Origin of the sequence: Paenibacillus sp. 4624 (assembly GCF_050435065.1) — a bacterium.
Taxonomy (GTDB): Bacteria; Bacillota; Bacilli; order Paenibacillales; family Paenibacillaceae; genus Paenibacillus; species Paenibacillus amylolyticus_D.
Map to the genome: position 1 here is coordinate 472,462 of NZ_JBNDJR010000002.1, position 20,369 is coordinate 492,830.

Below are 20,369 nucleotides of genomic sequence, written 5' to 3' on the forward strand. Positions count from 1 at the left end.
TTGAGAAGCGTGGACATTATTTCCTGACCGATGGTATGATGAAGACAATATGAAAGCAGCAAGGTGCTCTTGCATAAAGCAAGAGGTAACAGGGAATCGGGTGCAAGTCCCGAGCGGTCCCGCCACTGTAATGGTGAAGCGTTTTCCATGAAAGTCACTCGGTACAACGGGGAAGACAGGAAAGGACGCTAATGATCCAGAGCCAGGAGACCTACCTTGCATGTGTCACCAAACCCTTCGCGGAAAGGAGTGGTGTACGATAAGTTCGGGAAAGGGACAAACTGTGGTTTGTCCTGTGAGGCTCCATATGGGCTGTTATGGTTGCCTGTGATTCCTTATTTTGGGGTATTACAGGCCAAGTTTCCCGAGTGTAAGTACATGCGTATCTCATCCGTGATTAGGATGGGATTTTTTTGTTTTTCGGACAGGAACGAAGTTGCCGAGTTGAGCAGAAGAAATGATGAGTTACAGGGCAATGAGGTGAAAGAAACAAATCTGTATTGCAAAAACTTTGGATCGGCGTTAAGGAGAAACTTTCTTGAAGTGGACCTTTTAGATAAACAAGGTTGAGCGTTAATCGTATGACAAGTGGAGTGAGGGGGAAAACGGTATGCAAAAGCAAGGCAAGCTGCTGATCATCGGTTTCGGTCCAGGTGCGATGGAGCACATAACTAAACGGGCACTAGATGCGTTGCAGGAGAGCGAGGTCATCATTGGATATAACACCTATGTGGATCTGATCAGGCCTTTGTTGAATGGACAAGCCATTGTACGTACAGGCATGACGGAGGAAGTCAGCCGGGCACAGGAAGCGGTTAGACAAGCGGAAGCGGGCCATATTGTTGCCGTAATCTCCAGTGGGGATGCCGGGGTGTATGGCATGGCAGGGCTTGTGTACGAAGTGCTCATTGAGCAAGGCTGGAAGCCGGATACTGGCGTAGCTGTTGAGGTTATTCCTGGCGTGTCGGCGATTCAATCGTGTGCGTCCTTGCTTGGTGCGCCTGTTATGCATGATGCGTGTACGATCAGCCTTAGCGATCATCTGACACCATGGGAAACCATTATTCGGCGGGTTGAGGCAGCGGCTTCGGCCGATTTTGTTATTGCTCTGTATAATCCCCGCAGTGGACGGCGTACACGCCAGATTGTAGAGACGCAAGAGATGTTGCTTCGTTACCGTGATCCGAAGACACCTGTTGGCTTGGTCAAAAGTGCATATCGGGAGCGTCAGGACGTGGTCATGACAACGCTGGAGGAGATGCTGAATCACGATATCGGTATGTTAACCACCGTGATTATCGGTAATTCCTCGACCATGATGTACGAAGGACTCATGGTCACCCCGCGCGGATATCAGCGGAAGTATACGCTGAACTCCGCGGAACAGCCGCTCAGGCCCCATGAGCGGCTACGCACCGAAGCCGAGCCATGGTCGCTCGGCGCACAAGAAGCCCGCGCTGCCGCCTCCGGCGAGGCAGCGGGCGATGGCGCGGCCCGCGCTGCCGCCTCCGGCGAGGCAACGGGCGGTGGCGCGGCCCGCGCTGCCGCCTCCGGCGAGGCAACGGGCGATGGCGCGGCCCGCGATGCCCAGGCCGCGCCACCGGCGGAGCCAGCCCTGCGCGGCGCCAGCGCCGGAGCGGGCACGGCTCCGCAAGGGCAGCCGCCCGCAGGCGCATGGGCGGCAACCCCGCCTGCGGCAAGCCCGGCACGCGGTGCTGGCACCGCCGTGCTTGCCGCAGAGCGGCCCGCGTCCGCGGCGGCAGAGGCCGCACCGCGCGCTGCCGCTGTGGCGCCACGCGCCGGCGCAGCCGAGCTTGCCGCCGAGGCGCTGACGCGGCTCGCGGCAGGCGGTGCGCTCGCGGGCGAAGCGGCAAGCCGCTGGCTGGACGCGGCAGCGTCAGGCCCGGCGGCAGCGGGCGCGCAGGGCGCGAGCGGCGCAGCGGTGCTTGGCGTAGCCGCTGCTGTGCCCGTGCCTGGGCGCAAGGCGCCGCTCTTTGAGATCGGCGTGTCGCCTGGCGTGGGCAACAAAAAGTTCACCGCCGCTCAGATGGCCCTGCTGGCGCAGTGCGCAAGCGAGGACGGCGAGCTTGAGTATACGCCGGAGCACCAGATTATTCTCAGAGTGCCGACGTTTGAACCGGAAGCGCTGGTAGACGAGTTACGCGCAGCAAACTTTATCGTGGTGCCGATTGGGGATGTGATCAAGGTCAAAGCCTGTGACTTCTGCAACCTGGAGAAGGACGACGCGGTGCCGATGGCTAACCATTTGCAGGACGTGATCGGTGGATTGTCTGCTCCGAAGGAAACGAGCGTAGCGTTAAACGGCTGTGGTATGGCTTGTTACGGGGCAGTACTGGAGGATATCGGCATCGTGTACCGCAAAGGAGGCTACGATCTGTTCCTTGGCGGCAAAAAGTTTGGCCGCAACGCGCACCCGGCTCAGCCAGTAGCAGAGGGGATTCCAGGTGATCAGATCGGTGGCATTGTGGAACGCATTGTCGCGGAGTACAAGGAAAAAGGTCATCCGAACGAACGTTTCCACAAGTTTTTCAAACGTGTTGGAGTTATTCAAGGCTTCCGTCATGTGGATGCGCCAGTTACCGTCGAAGTGAATCCGGTATGCGGTGACTAAAACACCAAACGATAATCTAAACACAACCCGGCCGAAACCCAGCTGATATAGATAGATACAAAGCTGAACTCATTACAGAACTAGAACTAGAAATAGAAATAGAAATAGATTAAACCTTTCTTCCTTGGAGTCGAGTGGAGAGCCTTACGAATATGAGAAATCTGATCTGCGGATCGGACAGAGGAGGAAATATAGAAGATGGATGCTATTTTGTTGGTGGGACACGGGAGCCGTGATCCCGAGGGGAACCGCGAGTTAAAGGAGTTTGCACGTGAGGTCGCTGAGCAAGCACCGGAGAACACACTGGTGGAAACCTGTTTTTTGGAATTAACCAGACCAAGTATTGCGGATGGAGTTACTGCTTGTGTAGATCGAGGTGCGACCCGAGTCGTACTCGTACCGATTATTTTATTTGCAGCCGGTCATGCCAAGATTGATATTCCGAATGCGATTGATCGTGCCAAAGCACGTTATCCGCAAGTGCAGTTTATTTATGGGCGTCCGATTGGTGTGCATGAAAAAGTCGTGCAAATTATGCAAACTCGTCTGCAAGAGGCGCAACCTGTGCGGGTTGCAGCTCAAGGTGAAGGTGGAACAGATACAGCAGTTGCAGTGGCCGCTCCGCCTGCTGCCGTGACTGATGAAGAAACAGCTGTACTTGTGCTTGGACGGGGAAGCAGTGACCCGGATGCCAACAGTGACTTTTTCAAAATGACCCGTATGCTGTGGGAGAAGCTGCCGTACAGATGGGCGGAAAGCAGCTTTATCGGCGTGACCCAGCCTTCTTTCCCGGATGGATTGGAACGTTGCCTCTTGCTCGGTGCGAAAAAAATTGTTGTCATGCCGTATTTCCTCTTTACCGGTGTGCTGATTAAACGCATTGATGAGATGACGGCCGAATTTGCAGCCGCGCATCCAGATATTCAAGTCGAAATCGGTGGTTATTTCGGTTTCCATCCGAAACTGGTCGAGCTGGTGTTGGAACGTGCGAACGAGGGACTTTACGGTCGTGTTACAGCAAACTGTGACAACTGCCAGTTCCGTCTCGAAGCGGCCAAACACCATCATCACCATCACGACCACGACCATGGGCATGACCACGATCACGACCATGACCATCACGAACATGACCATGACCATGGGCACGATCAACACCATCATGAGCACGATCATCACGACCACCACCATAATGATCATAGCCACAGTCATGGACATGATCATCAGCACGAAGGTCATCATGTCCATAGCCATAATGAGCATGCACATCATGACCACAATCATGAACATAGTCACGACCACGAGCATTCCGAGCACTCTGCGGAGGTTACAGCTACTCGTGAGGCGGCGCTTGATTTTCATCATGACCATGATGAAGAGTTGCATCACTCGCATCATGAGCACGATGGACATCAGAGCAACCGGCAACACGATTCAGCAGGAAATATACAGCAGCATTCATCCTCTTCTCAGGCACAAGTGGCAGCAACTTCCGAGCAGGTGAAGCGTTCATGATCCTCATGTTATGCGGTACCAGCGATGCACGCGAACTTGCGATCCGAATCCAGCAACAAGGACATAATGTCCTGACCTCGGTTGTGACCGAGAGCGCAGCCCAAAGTCTGACTGAAGCCGGTTTACCTGTGCGGACAGGCCGATTGACCGTAGAGGCGATGGTGCAGTTGATTCGTGAAAAAAACACCCCTGTACTTGTGGATGCGAGCCATCCTTTTGCCGAAGAAGCCCATGCGAATGCCATGGAAGCCGCGAAACAAGCGGGCATCCCTTACATTCGTTACGAACGAACCGGGCTTGCTTATGATGACCATGAACTATTGCATGTCGTGTCATCTTATGATGAGGCAGCACTCAAGGCCAAAGAGCTGAAAGGCTCCGTCATGCTGACGACGGGCAGCAAAACGCTGCAAATCTTCACCAAGCACCTGCTCGGTGATCCGGATATACGGCTTGTTGCACGCATGCTCCCCCGTCTCGACAATATGGAGAAATGCGGTGAGCTGGGCGTAGAGCAACGCAATATTATTGCGATGCAGGGTCCTTTTTCCCGAGAAATGAACGAGGCACTTTATAAGCACTATGCAACAATGGTGATGGTCACCAAGGAGAGCGGTAAAACAGGAGCCGTGGACGAGAAAATCCAGTCTGCACTGGAGCTGGGTATTCATGTTGTGCTGATCTCACGTCCAGAGGCGGAGTTTGGCACGGTGTTTGATCATTTTGATGGTGTGCTGGACGAGCTGAAAAGTATTTTGGGGCGGTAATCTACCCGATAGGCTTAATTTGAATAATGAAATATTGAACGGCTTGATTGTAAATATCGCAAGAAGCATTGGAGTACGTTCAGATGAACGATGCAATGATGTATGGGACAGTTGTTCGTACGATGAGGATGTTTGTTCAAATAAAAGGAGTGGAGTGATTCGGATGGATTTCAAAACAGAGTTTAAACCGCTGACCGTGCAGCCGCAGGAGATTGAAGGTAAAAGTTTCGAAATGATTACGGAGGAACTGGGGGAGCACCCGTTTACCGATGAGCAATATCCGGTCGTACAGCGAGTCATTCACGCTTCGGCTGATTTTGAACTGGGCCGCAGTATGGTATTTCACCCGGATGCGATTCAGGCGGGGATCGCAGCGCTACGTGCAGGTCAGTCAGTCATTGCCGATGTGCAAATGATTCAGGCGGGTGTGAGCAAGGATCGTATCCGCGGTTTTGGCGGCGATGTACACGTACATATTTCCGATCCGGATGTGATGGAAGAGGCCAAGCGCCTCAATACCACTCGTGCCATCATCTCGACACGCAAAGCAACCCAAATGTATGACGGGGGCATCTACGCCATCGGTAACGCGCCAACGGCGCTGCTGGAATTGATTCGTCTTGTTAAAGAGGGCGAGGCCAAGCCGGGTCTGATCATCGGCATGCCGGTAGGTTTTGTATCCGCTGCCGAGTCGAAGGACGAACTGCGCAAGCTGGACATTCCTTTTATCACCAACATCGGTCGCAAAGGCGGCAGTACCATCGTTGTGGCAGCACTTAACGCAATCTCGTTGATGGCTGTGAAGGCATAGAGCGGCGGGAGTACAAAGGCAACATAAGCGCACCAACAAGCGAGCATATAGAAGGACGGGAGGTTCAAAGCCATGGAAAAGAAACGCATGAAGAGCGGAGAAGCGCAAGAATCGGATAAACCGATGCGCTCCGGCTTTACGACCGGGGCGTGTGCGACAGCCGTTGCCAAAGGAGCAACGCAGCTTCTGCTCACGGGACATATCCCTGCGCAAGCCGTGGTTTCCTTACCCGCCGGCTTTGACCACTCGTTCGAGCTGATCGAGCAGGAGCTGATGAGGGACGGCACGGCGACCTGTGCCACGATCAAAGACGCCGGGGATGACCCGGACGCCACACATTTGGCGAAAATCATCGCGCATGTCTCCTGGCGGGACGAGCCAGGAGTGGGGCTGGATGGCGGCATCGGTGTGGGCCGTGTTACCAAGCCCGGTCTGCCCGTTCCCGTAGGCGAAGCAGCGATTAATCCCGTGCCGCGCCGTATGATTACCGAAGCGGTGACTCAGGTGCTTGCCGAGCATGGTGCAGCTAGAGGAGTGCGAGTGGTGATCAGCGTGCCGGACGGCGAAGAGATCGCGAAGAAAACGCTCAATGCGCGGCTTGGCATTCTTGGTGGCATCTCCATTTTGGGAACACGCGGCGTGGTCGTTCCGTTCTCTACATCAGCATATAAAGCCAGTGTAGTACAGGCCATTTCCGTTGCGCAGGCTTCCGGGTGTGAGCATATTGTACTGACGACAGGCGGCAGTAGTGAGAAATATGCCATGAAAATGATGCCTGAACTGCCGGAGGAAGCCTTTATTCAGATGGGTGATTTTGTCGGCTTTGCGATTAAACACGGGAAACGGCTGGGCATGAAACGCATCAGTCTGGTCGGGATGCCAGGCAAATTCGCCAAAGTAGCTCAAGGGGTCATGATGGTGCACTCCAAAAGTGCGCCGGTGGATTTTGGATTTCTTGCGTCCGTGGCTCGCGAGACCGGGGCTGGCGATGAACTGGCGCAAGCGATCGAGGAAGCCAACACGGCGACTCAGGTGGCGGATATGATGACCGAAGCGGGATATTTGCCTTATTTTGAAAAGTTATGCCTGTACGCCTGCCAGCACTGTCTGGAACATGCGGGCGGCGGCGTAACGGTGGAAGTGGTGCTGGTCACCATGAAAGGAATGGAACTGGGGAGGGCGGAAATCAGTGAACTCGAACACAACAACTGGAGCAAAGAATCGTAACATCCGCATTATTGGCGTGGGCGAAGAAGGCGCGGCGGGGCTGACGGCAGACAGTCTACATCTCATTCAGGAGGCCGATGTGCTTGTAGGCGGCGAGCGCCTGCTGCAATTTTTCCCGGCGTTTGCGGGAGAGAAGATTGTGATCAAGAGCAGTTTGAACGACCTCGTTGTGAAAATAAAAGCGTTGCAGGACACGCACAACATCGTTGTGCTCGCCTCGGGGGACCCGCTGTTTTACGGCATCGCCGGGTATTTCGCGCGTAAGCTTGGCCCGGATCAGCTGGATATCCGGCCTAATCTCAGCTCGCTACAGCTGGCCTTTGCCAAGCTTGGCGAGAGCTGGCACGACGCCGTGCTCGAAAGCGTGCACGGTCGCCCGCTCAAAGGCCTCGCCCAGCGCATCGATGGCAAAGCCAAAGTGGCGCTGCTCACGGACGAGCATAACAGCCCCGCTGTGATCGGGGCGTATCTGCAACAGTTCGGCATGACCGAGTATGATGCCTACGTTGCAGAGAACCTAGGCGCGGCAGACGAGCGTGCCCGCCATTACACCCTGGACGAGCTGGCAGCAGCTGAGTGCAGCCCGCTGAACGTCGTCATTTTGCTGCGCCGCAAAGATGCACCGGCACCGCGCAAAGGCTTTGGGTTTGCAGATGAAGAATTCCATCAGCGCAAACCCGAAAAAGGCCTCATCACCAAGCGTGAAGTCCGCGCATTCAGCTTATCCGAGCTGAAACTGGGCGAGGACAGCATCGTGTGGGATATCGGCGCAGGTTCGGGCTCGGTGGCGGTGGAATGCACGCGGCTCGCGCCGCGAGGCCAGGTCTTCGCCATCGAAAAGAACGAAGGTGACCTCGTGAACATCGAGGCCAACCGGATCAAATTCCGGACCGATTTTACCGTCCTTCATGCCAAAGCACCAGCGGGGCTGGACGAACTACCGGATCCGGACGCGGTGTTCATTGGCGGCAGCGGCGGTGAACTCGCGCAGCTGATCGCCTTATGTGCGTCCCGGCTGCGCCCCGAGGGACGCATCGTGGTCAATGCAGCGACCATCGAAACGCTGCATGACAGCATGAAGGCGATGCGCGATGCAGGCATGCACGCCTCCGTGACCTTGCTGCAGACGGCGCGGAGCAAGCCGATATTGAACATGACCCGTTTTGACGGACTGAACCCGATCTATGTGATTACAGGGCAATTTATCGCAGTAGACGAAGCGAAAGCTGCGAACGGAGCAGAATAGTTTTTTTGCAAGGAACCAAAGGGGGAGAGCAGCATTAGCACAACAACAGGAAACATCACAAGTGATATGTCAGGTAGTTTAGCAGCACAAGGCAGTACAGCAACAGACGAAACGGCGAGCGCGGCAGGAACAGGAGCTGGAGTCAGCACTACTGACATCGCGACTGCAAACACGCCCTCCTCAGATGCGTCTGCGTTGTCAGAACTACGCGCGACTGAACCATCAGAGGGCAAAACGGTTGGCACACTGTATGGTGTAGGTGTTGGGCCGGGAGACCCGGAGCTGATTACGGTAAAAGCATACCGGATGATCCGCGAGTGCCCGGTGGTTGCCTACCCGAAGAAACGCAAAGGCGGTAAATCCTACGCCCATGAGATTGTGGAATTATATGTGAATCCGGACGAGAAAGAGATGCTGGGGCTGATCTTTCCGATGACCAAAGACCCGATTGTGCTTGAACGGGAGTGGGGCAAAACCGTGGAAGCGTGCTGGGAAGCTTTAAAGGATGGCAAAGATGTAGCGTTTGTGACGGAAGGTGATCCGAACTTATACAGTACATTTATCCACCTTGCACGTCTCATGCGTGAACTGCATCCTGAAGTGCCGATCAGCTCGATTCCAGGCATATCCTCTGTCCTTGGTGCGGCGGCAGCGCTGGATATCCATCTGGCAGATGGCGATGAGCAGGTTGGTATTATTCCGGCTACAGCGGACAAAGAAGCGATGCGGCAGGCGATTGAGCATCACGATACGATTGTGTTTATCAAAGTAGCAAAGGTGCTTGACCCGATGCTGGAGCTGCTGGACGAGATGGGACTTGGCGGCAAAGCCTCGGTGGTTACCAAAGTCACTTCCCCTTATGAATTGGTCTGGCGTGACGCCCGTGAATTGAAAGGGCAGGAGCTGGAATATTTGAGCCTGATGGTGGTGAGTAAATAATGAAAACATTGGAAGCGAAAGTTTACATCGTTGGTGCTGGCCCGGGAGACCCCGAGCTGATTACGGTAAAGGGCTCTAATATTTTGAAAAATGCCGACCTCGTTCTGTACACGGATTCCCTCGTGAATGATGAACTGATTGCAACAGCCAAATCCGAAGCCGAAGTGCTGCAAAGCTCCGGCATGGATTTGGAACGGCAGGTCGAGCTGATGTGCACCGCAGTCCGGGCAGGACGCAGTGTAGCACGTGTACATACGGGTGATCCAGCGATGTATGGTGCCATTTTGGAACAAATGGTGCTGCTCAAGCAGCAGGGTGTGGAGTACGAGATTATTCCAGGCGTTAGCTCGGTATTTGCTTCAGCAGCGGCGCTGGGAGCGGAACTGACTGTACCGGAACTGACACAGACCGTTATCCTGACGCGTGCGGAAGGACGTACACCTGTGCCTGAGCGGGAGAAGCTGCGTGATTTGGCCTCCCATCACTGTACGGTAGCGCTCTTTCTGAGTGCAACACTGGCGAAAAAGGTCGTGGTGGAATTCCTTGCCGCAGGCTGGAGTGAAGATACACCGGTCGCGGTAGTGCAGCGCGCAACATGGCCGGATCAGAAAATCGTGCGCACCACGCTGGCCAATCTGGCTGCTGATTTGCGTGCCGCAGGCATTACGATGCATGCGATGATTTTGGCAGGCTGGGCACTTGATCCAGATCTGGTGAACCGGGATGCACACCGCTCGAAGCTGTACGACAAGTCCTTTACCCACGGCTATCGCAAAGGAGTGAAGTCCGGTGAGTAATCCGTTTGCTGCTGTAGCGATTACGAAGCATGGTGTAGAGATGGTGCGTAACCTGGAAGGACAGTTTCAGGGCACGGACGTTTATTATATGAGCAAATTTGCCCGTGGCGATGAGGAACAACTTGGATATACGCTATTTGAAGGTTCGGTGAAGCTGATTCTGCCAGACCTGTTCAAACGTTATAACGGCATCATTCTGTTTATCTCTCTGGGTGCCGTTGTACGCATGATTGCTCCGCTGCTGGTGGACAAAAAAGTCGATCCTGCCGTGCTGGTCATCGATGACCGCGGCGAGAACGTCATTAGCGTGCTGTCCGGTCACCTTGGCGGTGCCAATGAACTCACGCGTCAAGTGGCGGAAGTGCTTGGTGCGCGTGCAGTCATCACGACAGCTTCGGACGTGCAGGGCACAATCCCGGTGGATATGTTTGGACGTGAACTGGGCTGGATCGTGGACAGCTTTGACAAAGCGACTCCCGTAAGTGCGGCGGTGGTCAACGAGGAGCCGGTGGCACTGATTCAAGAGACAGGCGAACGCAACTGGTGGCGGTATAACAAACCTGTGCCTGATCATATTCGGGTCTTCCGTAGTATGCAGGAGACTGAATCGTTTGCGTTTAACGCGGCACTGGTGGTCAGTGACCGTTTGCTTTCGGCGGCGGAAGAGGAACGTTTTTTAACTAATGGGGTGCTGTACCGCCCGAAAAGCCTCGTGCTCGGCATGGGCTGCAATCGCGGAACTGCGATGGAAGAGTTGGAGCAGGAAGTGCTTGCCACGTTGGAAGAGCTGTCCTTGTCTGTGAAGAGCGTGCGTAACGTGGCTACGATTGATCTGAAAAAAGATGAAGAGGGCCTGCTGTCTCTATGCGCTAAGTACGGGTGGGAACTCGTCACTTACACTCCGGAGGAACTGAATACGGTGCAACTTGCCAATCCGTCCGAGACGGTATTTAAATACACCGGAGCCTACGGCGTAAGTGAACCTGCTGCACTGCTCTCTTCTGGAGCTGATCATTGGCTGCTGGAAAAGAAAAAGAGCGGCAACCTGACGATCTCTGTCGCACGGGTTGCATTTGAGTAAGCTAGGGTTCGTGTGATTGAGAAGCATTTTATGTGGTCAACCAGCGTTTCGTGTGACCAACCAGCATTGCGTGTGAATAACAGGCATGAATTTGTTTTAGATCGTTTGCGTCACCAATAAGGACGAATGTATCTTAGGGAGCTAGGTTCTCCCGAACCGCCGCATGTTTTTATGTCAATAATTTTAGTATCACCATAATTAGAAGTAAGCAGTAAGCAGTAAGCAGTAAGCAGTAAGCAGTAAGCAGTAAGCAGTAAGCAGCGGGCAACGAGCAATGAGCATTTCTCCAAAATAATCAGCGTGGCATCTCTAACGATCACAGATGACGCTATTTGCCCCAAAATGGACAACTCTAAATTCTAACGATCACCACAGACGTTATTTGGGCATTTTGCAGAGAAAATGGCTATAATTCGAGCTTTTTACCCCAAATAACGCTCCACAGGATCGTTAAAATTTGAAAGTGTGCTTTTTTCTCGAAATAAGGTCTCTGGTGATCGTTAGAGGTGGAGCATCAAAGGAGGAGTCGGTACTTGGATACTTTGAGTTGCTCTGGGTTTCATCAGTTGTAGAATCAGAATCACGTCTGCCAAGATCACGCAATCCATCCAAGTGGACTAAAGCTACATTTTCGCCTTGATGCGTTCACACACAAAAAGTAGCTGTTATCACCTCATAGACCGTCCCAGGCCGTTGGAATCGATATGGGATGGTCTATTTGTTATATGTAAAGCAAAGGCGGGATGAACGATGAACTCAAAAAATGTAAAGACCACCGTATCCAATAATGAAGCCTTACCAACGAATGAAGTTTTACCAACTGAGTCTAATAACGGAGCCGCACCAATGACGTCCAATAACAAAATCGAACCGACTACGTTCAATAACGAACCCATAACAGTGACGCCCAATAACCAAAGTGCACCTCGGCTGATCATCGCAGGTACGGGGAGTGGGGCTGGCAAAACGACTGTAACGCTCGGTCTAATGAAGGCACTTGCTCAGCGTGGAATGAGTGTGCAGGGGTTCAAGTGCGGCCCGGATTATATTGATCCAACGTATCATACGGCAGTGACAGGTCGAGCTTCACGCAATCTGGACGCATGGATGACTTCGCCTGCATATGTGAAGCAGACATTTCAGCGTGCTTCCGCGGGACATGATATCTCCATTATTGAAGGTGTGATGGGCCTCTACGATGGCAAAGATCCGCTCAGCAACATCGGCTCTACCGCAGAGATCGCGATGATTACGCAGACACCTGTGATTTTGGTTGTGGATGTACGCAGTATGGCACGGAGTGCAGCGGCGATTGTACTGGGTTTTCAGCAACTTGAACCTGATTTAAATATTGCTGGTGTTATTGTTAATCGGTGCGGAAGTGCGGGGCATTATACGATTGTAAAAAAAGCCATTGAGCAAATGTGCGGTATCCCGGTCGTTGGTTGGCTAAAGCGGGATGAAGACATGTCCATCCCGGAAAGGCATCTCGGACTCGTTCCCGCAATCGAGCGCGGAGAACTGGAGCCTTTATTCCAGCGGGCGGCCGATGTGCTGCTGGAAGGCACGGATCTGAATCTTCTGTTGGAACTGGCCGCAAGTGCTCCCCCTCTCCAATACTTGGAAGGGAGCGATGATGTTGCAGCAAGCTCCATAGCAATCCAAACGGTGAATCCTCACAACATCATCCAAGATGCTATTTCTGATCAAACTAGGGACACCAACAAAGACAGCCTTGCAGCTAACGCTGCCGATATCAGTCACATTACCCATACAACCAGCGTGAACGACGCAGAGCGTGTGTCCCAGCTTAAAACTCTCCACATCCACAGCAAGCCGGATACGTACCAGCCTGTTATTGCCGTCGCACGTGATGCAGCATTTAACTTCTATTATCCCGATAACCTGGAACTGCTGGAAGCAGCGGGGGCAAGGCTAAAGTATTTCAGTCCACTCGCTGGTGAAGGCATTCCGGCAGAGGCGGACAGCATTTATCTGGGCGGTGGTTTTCCTGAGGAGTTCGCAGCGGTGATTGCCGGAAACGAGCGTTTTCTGGAAGGGCTCCGTGAAGCAGCCCGTTCTCAGATGCCGCTGTTTGCGGAGTGCGGCGGCTATATGGTACTGGCCGAAACGCTGACGGATCGTGAAGGGCGGACGTATACCATGGCAGGCATTATTCCTGCGCAGGTACAGATGCAGAAGAAACGAGCTGCACTGGGATACCGGGAGGCGAGTGCGGTTCAGGATTCCTTTTTGCTAAAACAGGGTGAAGTGCTGCGGGGGCATGAATTCCATTATTCAACGATGACGTACCGCGACGAGCAACTTATCCCATATGCTTATGAGACGAAGGGGTTAAGGGGTTCGAAGCAGGAGGGATATGCTTTGGGCAATATCGTGGCTGGATACACACATGTGCACCTTGGTTCTGACCCGCAAGCCGCACAGAGATGGGTGGAACATTGTCGACTGTATCGCGAGCACCAAGCTTAGTTCGAGCGCGGCATCCGTGTGCAATGATCGTCCTCAGATCAAACGTGCATAACGCATCCATATGCGGCACGGAAGTAATGTTAAATATGGATGCACAGAGCCCAAAATGGATGGACAGAGGTTAGAAAACGAAGTACGATGAGGCTGATTTTTCGTTTGGTGGAACCAGCCTGCTCTCCCTATTTCGGCAATAAGCGGAAGGGCTTGAATTCGTTTTGAACCTCCTGAGACTTTGGTCGTGAAGTTGGGTCTTGGACTGTACAATTAAAGGTTTTTAGTGAATCATGTGGAATGTGTTAGGGATGGAGTGTGTTGTGACAAGGGAGACGGTGAGCCCAAGCTGGATAGGCATGATATGGATATGCCAAACCGTTATACGGCTATACTAGGAAGTATTGTGAGAGGTAAACGTCTTATTCGAAACCTAAATCGAAGAGATACACTTGCCGATAAACAAACCACGGAATAACGGAGGCATTTGAAGTAGATTCATGTAATGCTTTCAGGAGAAGAGATGAAGACGCATCACGGTAGTCGATTTGATAAAGCGTGGTTAATTTATAGGATATGGAGTGTGCAGACGAATCTAAACGAACAAGATTAGAAGATAGGAGATGATTATAATGGATCATCGCAAAAAGGCACTTTTAATTGGAGATTATACACATCCGGACTGGCATCCGCTACAAGGGGTAGATGCGGAGATTAGCCGGATTTTTCAAGATACGATTACGGTTCAGTGCAGTGAAAATCGCAACATGCTGCTTCATGAAAATATTTCGGGATTTGATGTGTGTATCTCATACATGGACGATTGGAGAGGCAAAGTCTCCCCGCAGCAGACAGCAGGTCTGTTGTCTTATGTAAGTAACGGGGGCGGACTGGTCATCTTACATAATGGCATCTCGCTTCAGAGTCGAAATGAGATCAAACAGATGATTGGCGCCAAATTTCTTCATCACCCGCCGTATGCGCCGCTGGAGTTCACGGTGACGGAAGAGAGCCATCCCGTGACGGAGGGCATTTCCGGTTTTACGATGGAAGAAGAACCTTATGAATTCGAGTTCGGTTCATTTACCGAGACTAAAATTTTGCTGCAATATCAGTCTAAAGAGGGGCCGAAACCGGCAGCTTGGGCACATAAGTATGGACTCGGGCGAATGGTTTACCTGATGCCTGGGCATTCTGTTCCATCCTTTGCGAATGAAACATATCGTCGATTAGTTTTGCAAGCAGGCAAATGGGCAGCACGGTACGTGTAAGGAAGCTCTCCTTTTTGCATGTCGAGGTTTAACAGGTGTAATATATAGACAACCGAAGAGGAGGATGAATAAGATGAGCGATTTGTTCAAGAAGGCGTTCTCGTTAGGGCTTGGTCTCACGGTAGTCAGCAAAGAAAAGATTGAGAAAACGGTGGATGATCTTGTGGAGCGCGGGAAGCTTGCGCCTGGAGAATCCAAAGCGTTTGTAGAACGATTGTTGGAACGTGGTGAAGAAGAGCAGGGCCAGCTGAAACGTGTCATTCAGGAGCAGGTCAAACGTGTGCTTCAGGAAGCTGGTGTGGCTTCTGAAAGTGATGTGACAAGTCTGGAACAGCGTGTTGCGGTTTTGGAAAAAAAGCTGGCCGAGATGCATCAGACACCTCAGCTTCAACTTGATGAATCCCCGGCTCCAAGTGAAGACTCACCTCCTCTCAAAGGAAACGAGATCGAATAGATGGCTGTGCGGATCAAACATGTCGGCAGATACCGGGAAATTGCCATGGCGCTGGTGCGTCATGGCTTCGGTTATATGGTCGAGGAGCTGGGGTTATTCCAGCTCCTCGCTCTGCCCAGACGGTGGATGTCGCGTGAAGCGCAACCCACCAAGACGTTAAGCGAACGGATCAGGCTGGTGTTGCAGGAGCTGGGGCCAGCTTTTGTTAAGCTGGGGCAACTTGCAAGCACAAGGGCAGATCTGTTACCTGAATCGGTTATTCGGGAACTCGTCAAATTGCAGGATCAGGTTCCGCCGTTCTCGTCAGAGACGGCAAGGGGTATTTTGGAACAGGAATTGGATACACCGCTGGAAGAGATCTTTTCCCGGTTCGAGGATATCCCGGTGGCCGCAGCCAGTATTGGTCAGGTGCATCTGGGCAAACTTCAGAGCGGAGAAGCCGTAGCGGTCAAAATCCAGCGCCCAGGCATATCACGGATTGTGCAGCGTGATCTGGACATTCTGCGTGAACTGACTGCGATGGCAGAGAAACGTTGGGATTGGGTGAAACAATACCAGATTCCGCAGATGGTGGAAGAGTATGCTCAGGCTCTGATGGCAGAACTGGACTATACGGTGGAAGGCCGTAATACAGAAAAGATTGCACAGCAATATCAGCAGGACAGCAAAGTGAAGATTCCGGTAATCTACTGGGATCAAACCTCATCACGTGTGTTGACCATGGAGTATATCGAAGGTATTAAGCTAAACAATCGGGATGAACTGGTGAAGCGTGGTCATGATCTGAACAATATTGCCGAGCGGCTAGTGGATGCGCTGCTCAATCAGATTTTTATGCATGGTTTCTTCCATGCCGATCCGCATCCGGGCAATCTGATGGTGCTGAAGGACGGGCGACTGGCTTTCATTGACTTCGGCATGGTGGGCAGTCTGAGTGATGAGATGAAGCAGCAACTTGCCTCGCTTATTATCGGGCTGATGCGTAAGGATACGGATAGTATGATCCGTGCTATTGAGAAGCTCGGCATGATGCCGGATGACATGGATGCACGTGCGCTTCATGTGGATTTGGACAAACTTCGAACGAAATATTACGATATTCCTTTTTCCAAAATCAGTGTAGGACAGGCGCTCAACGATCTGTTTGGCATTGCCCAGAAACACAGGGTTGTCATGCCCGCAGATATACTGCTGATGGGCAAATCCTTGCTGACGATGGAGGGGGTCATTGAACATCTAGATCCTACTTTAAGCATTGTGGATATGGCGGAGCCGTTCGGGCGGAAGCTGCTCAAGGAACGTTTTAGCGCGGGTCGGATCAAAAATCGGCTGTTTCGCAGTGCGGCAGACATGGCCGAAAGTGTCATTGGTTTGCCAGGGCAGCTGCGGCAGTTGTCCTCCATCATCAGCAAAGGCAAGCTGCGACTGGAGATCAGCGTACCCGAATTAGAGTCACTCATGCGCAGGCTGGATCAGATCAGCAATCGTTTATCGTTCAGCATTGTGCTGCTCGCCTTCTGTATCATCATGGTTGGACTTATTATCGGTTCTTCGATTAGTCACCAATCCACGATGCTGTGGGATATTCCGGTGATTGAGATTGGTTTTCTCGTGGCGATCCTCATGGTGGCGTTCTTACTGTACTCGATTTTTAAATCAGGCAGGTTTTAGAAAAAACATAAAAATCCGACAATCATTCTTAAAAATGAAATGTCGGATTTTTTATAATTTCCACTTTGTTCAGATTCATTAAGTGGACTTATTTTTATGAGTATAGTCTGTTTATCGTAATGTGCTTTATAATCGATTATTTGTTTTGATCTTCTGAAGATGCTTCTTTTAAATAGGTTTGTATCTCTTCCGAAGGAGTTGCTTGAAGTTTGAAAAAATCTTGATGGACTTTCTCATCAATTACATAGGATATTTTCACAAACATATCTTTATACAGATTAAGAGTTTCTTTATCCAATTTTGATTTATCAAGTAAAAAAGCTCTAAATAGACTAGCTCCAGTAGTTTCACTATCAGTAGAGATTGTGAGGGGGGCATCATTCAAAACATTACTTTCAAAAATATTACTCGTATTAATCCTTTGTAACATATCTGGATTCAAGTTAAAACTCATTTTAAGATCTTCAAATTTAATCTTAGGGTCTTTAACGAAAATTTCATATACCATTCTTTCAACCCCATCTTGAACACTTAAATTAACAGTTGCAGAAATTTTGTAATTTTCATTTGAAGTTTCACGGAATACTTCAGGATTCTCAAGCATGTTTTTTTCTATGGCTTTGAGTTCCTTCGTATACTCTTGAGAATAAATGATATGATCGGATTTAGGTTTGTCTTCTGTCCCTTCCGTATTTGCAGTGCAGCCGACCAATAAGAATACAATACAGAAGCCAATTATCGAGTTAATTAAGCGTGAATTCAAAGTCATACCTCCGTTTTTAGTATTCTTAATAAGAATAACAGATCTGCTAATTTATGCAGATCTGTTATGGTAAAATCAGAAATTATTATCTTGTCCAATCTTCATCGGTATACTTCTTGCCCTGCAAGTAGTTTTGATAAGCTTTATTCTGAATAAATGAATTATTATTATAGTTAGGTGCTGGCTCAACTTTTATAGCCGAATAACCATTTGCAGGAACATAGTCAACTGTTCCTTGTCTTGAGTTTTTATTTGAATCAATAAACTTTTTCTGAAAAAATATACTAAAACTCCGCTTCCTTATACTTTTATTTATCCTAAATATTACCTTATTCTCCTTAGGAGTTCAATAAATAATTAGGGTATTAGTTTTAGAAAGAAGTTTGTTTTTGGAATTTTTGGTTATGTTATTTTTGATTGTCTAGGAGAATGAGTGAGTGTAAAATGTCTTAATGAGCAAAGATAATATGTCAATTTTTCGATAGTTATTGGTTGATTACATCTGCGTGAATGGCATCCGTCAATCTTCATTTAATTGTTAATTTGAGGGACAAATCTAGGAGGCAAAGCAACAACATATGAATACGTTAAAACAACAGTGGTTTGGCAATATCCGCGGAGATGTGCTCGCAGGAATTACCGTAGCACTGGCGCTGATTCCGGAAGCGATCGCGTTCTCCATCATTGCAGGTGTAGATCCGATGGTGGGGTTATACGCGTCGATTACGATTGCGATCGTCATTTCGATTGCGGGCGGCAGACCGGGCATGATCTCGGCAGCAACAGGAGCTATGGCCGTATTGATGGTGGGGCTCGTCAAGGACTATGGCGTGGAGTATCTTTTTGCGGCGACCATTCTGACGGGCATCATTCAGTTTATTTTAGGCCTATTTAAAGTAGGACGATTCATTACGTTTGTGCCTCATTCGGTGTTGACCGGATTTGTGAATGCACTAGCGATCCTGATCTTTATGGCGCAGCTCACCCACTTTACGGGAGCGAACTGGATCATGTATGCGATGGTGGCGGGGACGCTGGCTATTATCTATATTTTACCGCGTTTTTTCAAAGGTGCTCCGGCTCCGCTGGTTGCAATCATTATCATGACTATTATTACGGTGGTCTTTCACCTCGATGTCAAAACGGTAGGTCAGATGGGCAATCTGACAAGCACATTGCCGATGTTCCATCTGCCGAATATTGCGTGGACATGGGATACACTAATGATCCTGTTGCCGTATTCGTTTACGATGGCACTTGTCGGTTTGCTGGAGTCCCTTTTGACCGCGACCATTGTGGATGAAATGACTGAAACCAAAAGCAGCAAAAACCGCGAGGTGCGTGGTCAGGGGATTGCAAACTTTGTGAACGGGTTGTTTGGCGGGATGGGTGGCTGTGCGATGATCGGACAGTCCGTCATTAATGTGAAATCGGGTGGACGCGGCAGGCTGTCGACATTTACGGCAGGTGCGTTCCTGGCGATTTTATTATTGCTTCTGAGCGGTGTGGTGAAGCAGGTACCGATGGGAGCGCTGGTTGGCGTGATGTTTATGGTGTGTATTGGTACGTTTGACTGGAGTTCTGTGAAAAATATAGCCCGCGTCCCACGCGCTGAAGCGATCGTTATGGTGGTGACGGTAGCCATCGTTGTTTACACACATGACCTGTCGCTTGGTGTAATGGTTGGCGTCGTGCTCAGTGTGTTGCACTTCGGCTGGAAACAGACCAAAATTCGCGTACAGTCTAGCGAAGAGCAAGGACAGAAAGTGTATCGTGTACACGGGCCATTCTTCTTCGGTTCCTCGTCCCATTTCGTGGATGAATTCGATGCGGAAACCGATCCGCAGGACATCACCATTGACTTTGGCGGCTCGCATATCTGGGACAACACGGCTGTTGTGGCGATTGGCAAAGTAAAATTCAAATACGCGAAGCTTGGCAAAACCGTGCATCTGCGTGGATTAAACGAGGAAAGCACCCGATTGCTGGAGCATAGCGGATTTAAGGTTTCAGGTGCGAGTACCGGTACGGGCGGACACGGAGCATAAAGCTGAAGTGAAGTGAAGTGTAAAGCTCATGTAAGGCTCGGGTGAGGCGTAAAGTTAAAGCGAAGTGTAAAGTTCAAGTAAAGCGTAACGTTTAAGTAACTTGTTCCAAAATGGTATTGGTATCTGAACGTTACAACATCAACAGGTGGCAAGTAAGCTAGAAATAGCGGACTGCGATGCGAACGAGCTGGAGATGACAATAGAGCGAGATGGAAGCTCTAACAGCAACGATATCGGTCGTTAGCTTGTCGCACCGCTTACATCTTCTTGCGCGCGGTGTAACGCGCGGTGTAATGAGTTTGGCGCATCAAGATGCTCAGCCATGCGGCCAAGCCTACCAGGAATATCGCTGGGTGATCGTTGCGCAGAAACAGTTACAGGTAACAGGTAACAGGTAACAGGTAACAGGTGGAGCTTGGAACAGTAGTTATGTAGCGGTAAGCCTTGAAAAGGCTAAAGGTAATAGGCTATAAACTATAGATAACGCTAGACAGTATTGATATGCAGCGGTCTCCTTGCGGTTTTGCCGGGGGAGCCGCTTTTTTTGTAGCTGTGAGCACTAACGATCAGGAGAGAGCTTATTTAAGCAGATTTAGGTCATTCTCATTTCTAACGATCACCAGAGACGCTATTTCACTGATTTTGCTTCTTTTGAGGTCAATTTCA

16 protein-coding genes and 1 riboswitch are annotated in these 20,369 nt (G+C 50.8%); of the genes, 15 read left to right on the plus strand and 1 reads right to left on the minus strand.

Annotated elements, in window-relative coordinates; translation table 11 throughout:
- Window positions 1–44: 44 nt before the first annotated feature.
- Window positions 45–233, plus strand: a riboswitch (cobalamin riboswitch).
- 377 nt (window positions 234–610) lie between these two features.
- The 13 genes from cobJ to ABIE27_RS06525 all read left to right on the plus strand — a co-directional run bounded on the left by cobJ (window position 611) and on the right by ABIE27_RS06525 (window position 16,892).
- On the plus strand, window positions 611–2,632 hold the full coding sequence (gene cobJ / locus ABIE27_RS06465; RefSeq protein WP_429350145.1) for a precorrin-3B C(17)-methyltransferase: 2,022 nt from the start codon (window positions 611–613) through the stop codon (window positions 2,630–2,632).
- 198 nt (window positions 2,633–2,830) lie between these two features.
- Complete coding sequence (locus tag ABIE27_RS06470) at window positions 2,831–4,144, plus strand: sirohydrochlorin chelatase (protein ID WP_429350146.1); 1,314 nt, start codon at window positions 2,831–2,833, stop codon at window positions 4,142–4,144.
- Window positions 4,141–4,911, plus strand: coding sequence for a precorrin-6A reductase (cobK, locus tag ABIE27_RS06475; protein ID WP_123067357.1), 771 nt, complete (start codon window positions 4,141–4,143; stop codon window positions 4,909–4,911). Before ABIE27_RS06470 ends, cobK begins: the two co-directional genes overlap by 4 nt.
- Before the next feature lie 163 nt (window positions 4,912–5,074).
- Entirely contained in the window at window positions 5,075–5,722 is a 648-nt protein-coding gene (locus ABIE27_RS06480) for a precorrin-8X methylmutase (protein ID WP_090924152.1), read from the plus strand.
- Window positions 5,723–5,794: 72 nt separating this feature from the next.
- Window positions 5,795–6,949: a cobalt-precorrin-5B (C(1))-methyltransferase gene (locus ABIE27_RS06485; RefSeq protein WP_123067356.1), complete on the plus strand. Its 1,155-nt coding sequence runs from the start codon at window positions 5,795–5,797 to the stop codon at window positions 6,947–6,949.
- On the plus strand, window positions 6,912–8,195 hold the full coding sequence (gene cbiE, locus ABIE27_RS06490) for a precorrin-6y C5,15-methyltransferase (decarboxylating) subunit CbiE (RefSeq protein WP_429350147.1): 1,284 nt from the start codon (window positions 6,912–6,914) through the stop codon (window positions 8,193–8,195). Before ABIE27_RS06485 ends, cbiE begins: the two co-directional genes overlap by 38 nt.
- Window positions 8,196–8,261: 66 nt before the next feature.
- Window positions 8,262–9,134 (plus strand): precorrin-2 C(20)-methyltransferase, encoded by an 873-nt coding sequence (gene cobI / locus ABIE27_RS06495; RefSeq protein WP_123067354.1) that lies wholly within the window; start codon window positions 8,262–8,264, stop codon window positions 9,132–9,134.
- Complete coding sequence (gene cobM / locus ABIE27_RS06500) at window positions 9,134–9,931, plus strand: precorrin-4 C(11)-methyltransferase (protein ID WP_123067353.1); 798 nt, start codon at window positions 9,134–9,136, stop codon at window positions 9,929–9,931. Before cobI ends, cobM begins: the two co-directional genes overlap by 1 nt.
- The gene (locus tag ABIE27_RS06505) at window positions 9,924–11,012 is read left to right on the plus strand and encodes a cobalt-precorrin 5A hydrolase (RefSeq protein ID WP_429350148.1); all 1,089 of its coding nucleotides are present in this window, start codon (window positions 9,924–9,926) and stop codon (window positions 11,010–11,012) included. Before cobM ends, ABIE27_RS06505 begins: the two co-directional genes overlap by 8 nt.
- A 750-nt stretch (window positions 11,013–11,762) precedes the next feature.
- Complete coding sequence (locus tag ABIE27_RS06510) at window positions 11,763–13,505, plus strand: cobyrinate a,c-diamide synthase (protein ID WP_240037291.1); 1,743 nt, start codon at window positions 11,763–11,765, stop codon at window positions 13,503–13,505.
- Between the two features lie 623 nt (window positions 13,506–14,128).
- Window positions 14,129–14,767, plus strand: a complete 639-nt coding sequence (locus ABIE27_RS06515; RefSeq protein WP_429350149.1) for a ThuA domain-containing protein — start codon at window positions 14,129–14,131, stop codon at window positions 14,765–14,767.
- A gap of 73 nt (window positions 14,768–14,840) precedes the next feature.
- Window positions 14,841–15,221, plus strand: a complete 381-nt coding sequence (locus ABIE27_RS06520) for a phasin family protein (RefSeq protein WP_123067350.1) — start codon at window positions 14,841–14,843, stop codon at window positions 15,219–15,221.
- Window positions 15,222–16,892: an ABC1 kinase family protein gene (locus ABIE27_RS06525; RefSeq protein WP_429350150.1), complete on the plus strand. Its 1,671-nt coding sequence runs from the start codon at window positions 15,222–15,224 to the stop codon at window positions 16,890–16,892.
- A 136-nt stretch (window positions 16,893–17,028) separates the two neighbouring features.
- On the opposite strand, the gene ABIE27_RS06530 is transcribed toward ABIE27_RS06525, so the two are convergent.
- A complete protein-coding gene (locus ABIE27_RS06530; RefSeq protein WP_123067348.1) occupies window positions 17,029–17,655 on the minus strand; it encodes a hypothetical protein in 627 nt (208 codons plus the stop codon).
- Window positions 17,656–18,233: 578 nt separating this feature from the next.
- Here ABIE27_RS06530 and ABIE27_RS06535 point away from each other — a divergent pair.
- Together ABIE27_RS06535 and ABIE27_RS06540 are read left to right on the plus strand one after the other, a co-directional pair.
- Window positions 18,234–19,703 carry a SulP family inorganic anion transporter gene (locus tag ABIE27_RS06535; protein ID WP_123067347.1) on the plus strand — a complete coding sequence of 490 codons (1,470 nt, stop codon included), beginning with the start codon at window positions 18,234–18,236 and terminating at the stop codon, window positions 19,701–19,703.
- A 209-nt stretch (window positions 19,704–19,912) separates the two neighbouring features.
- Window positions 19,913–20,101 (plus strand): hypothetical protein, encoded by a 189-nt coding sequence (locus ABIE27_RS06540; RefSeq protein ID WP_429350151.1) that lies wholly within the window; start codon window positions 19,913–19,915, stop codon window positions 20,099–20,101.
- Window positions 20,102–20,369: the final 268 nt, after the last annotated feature.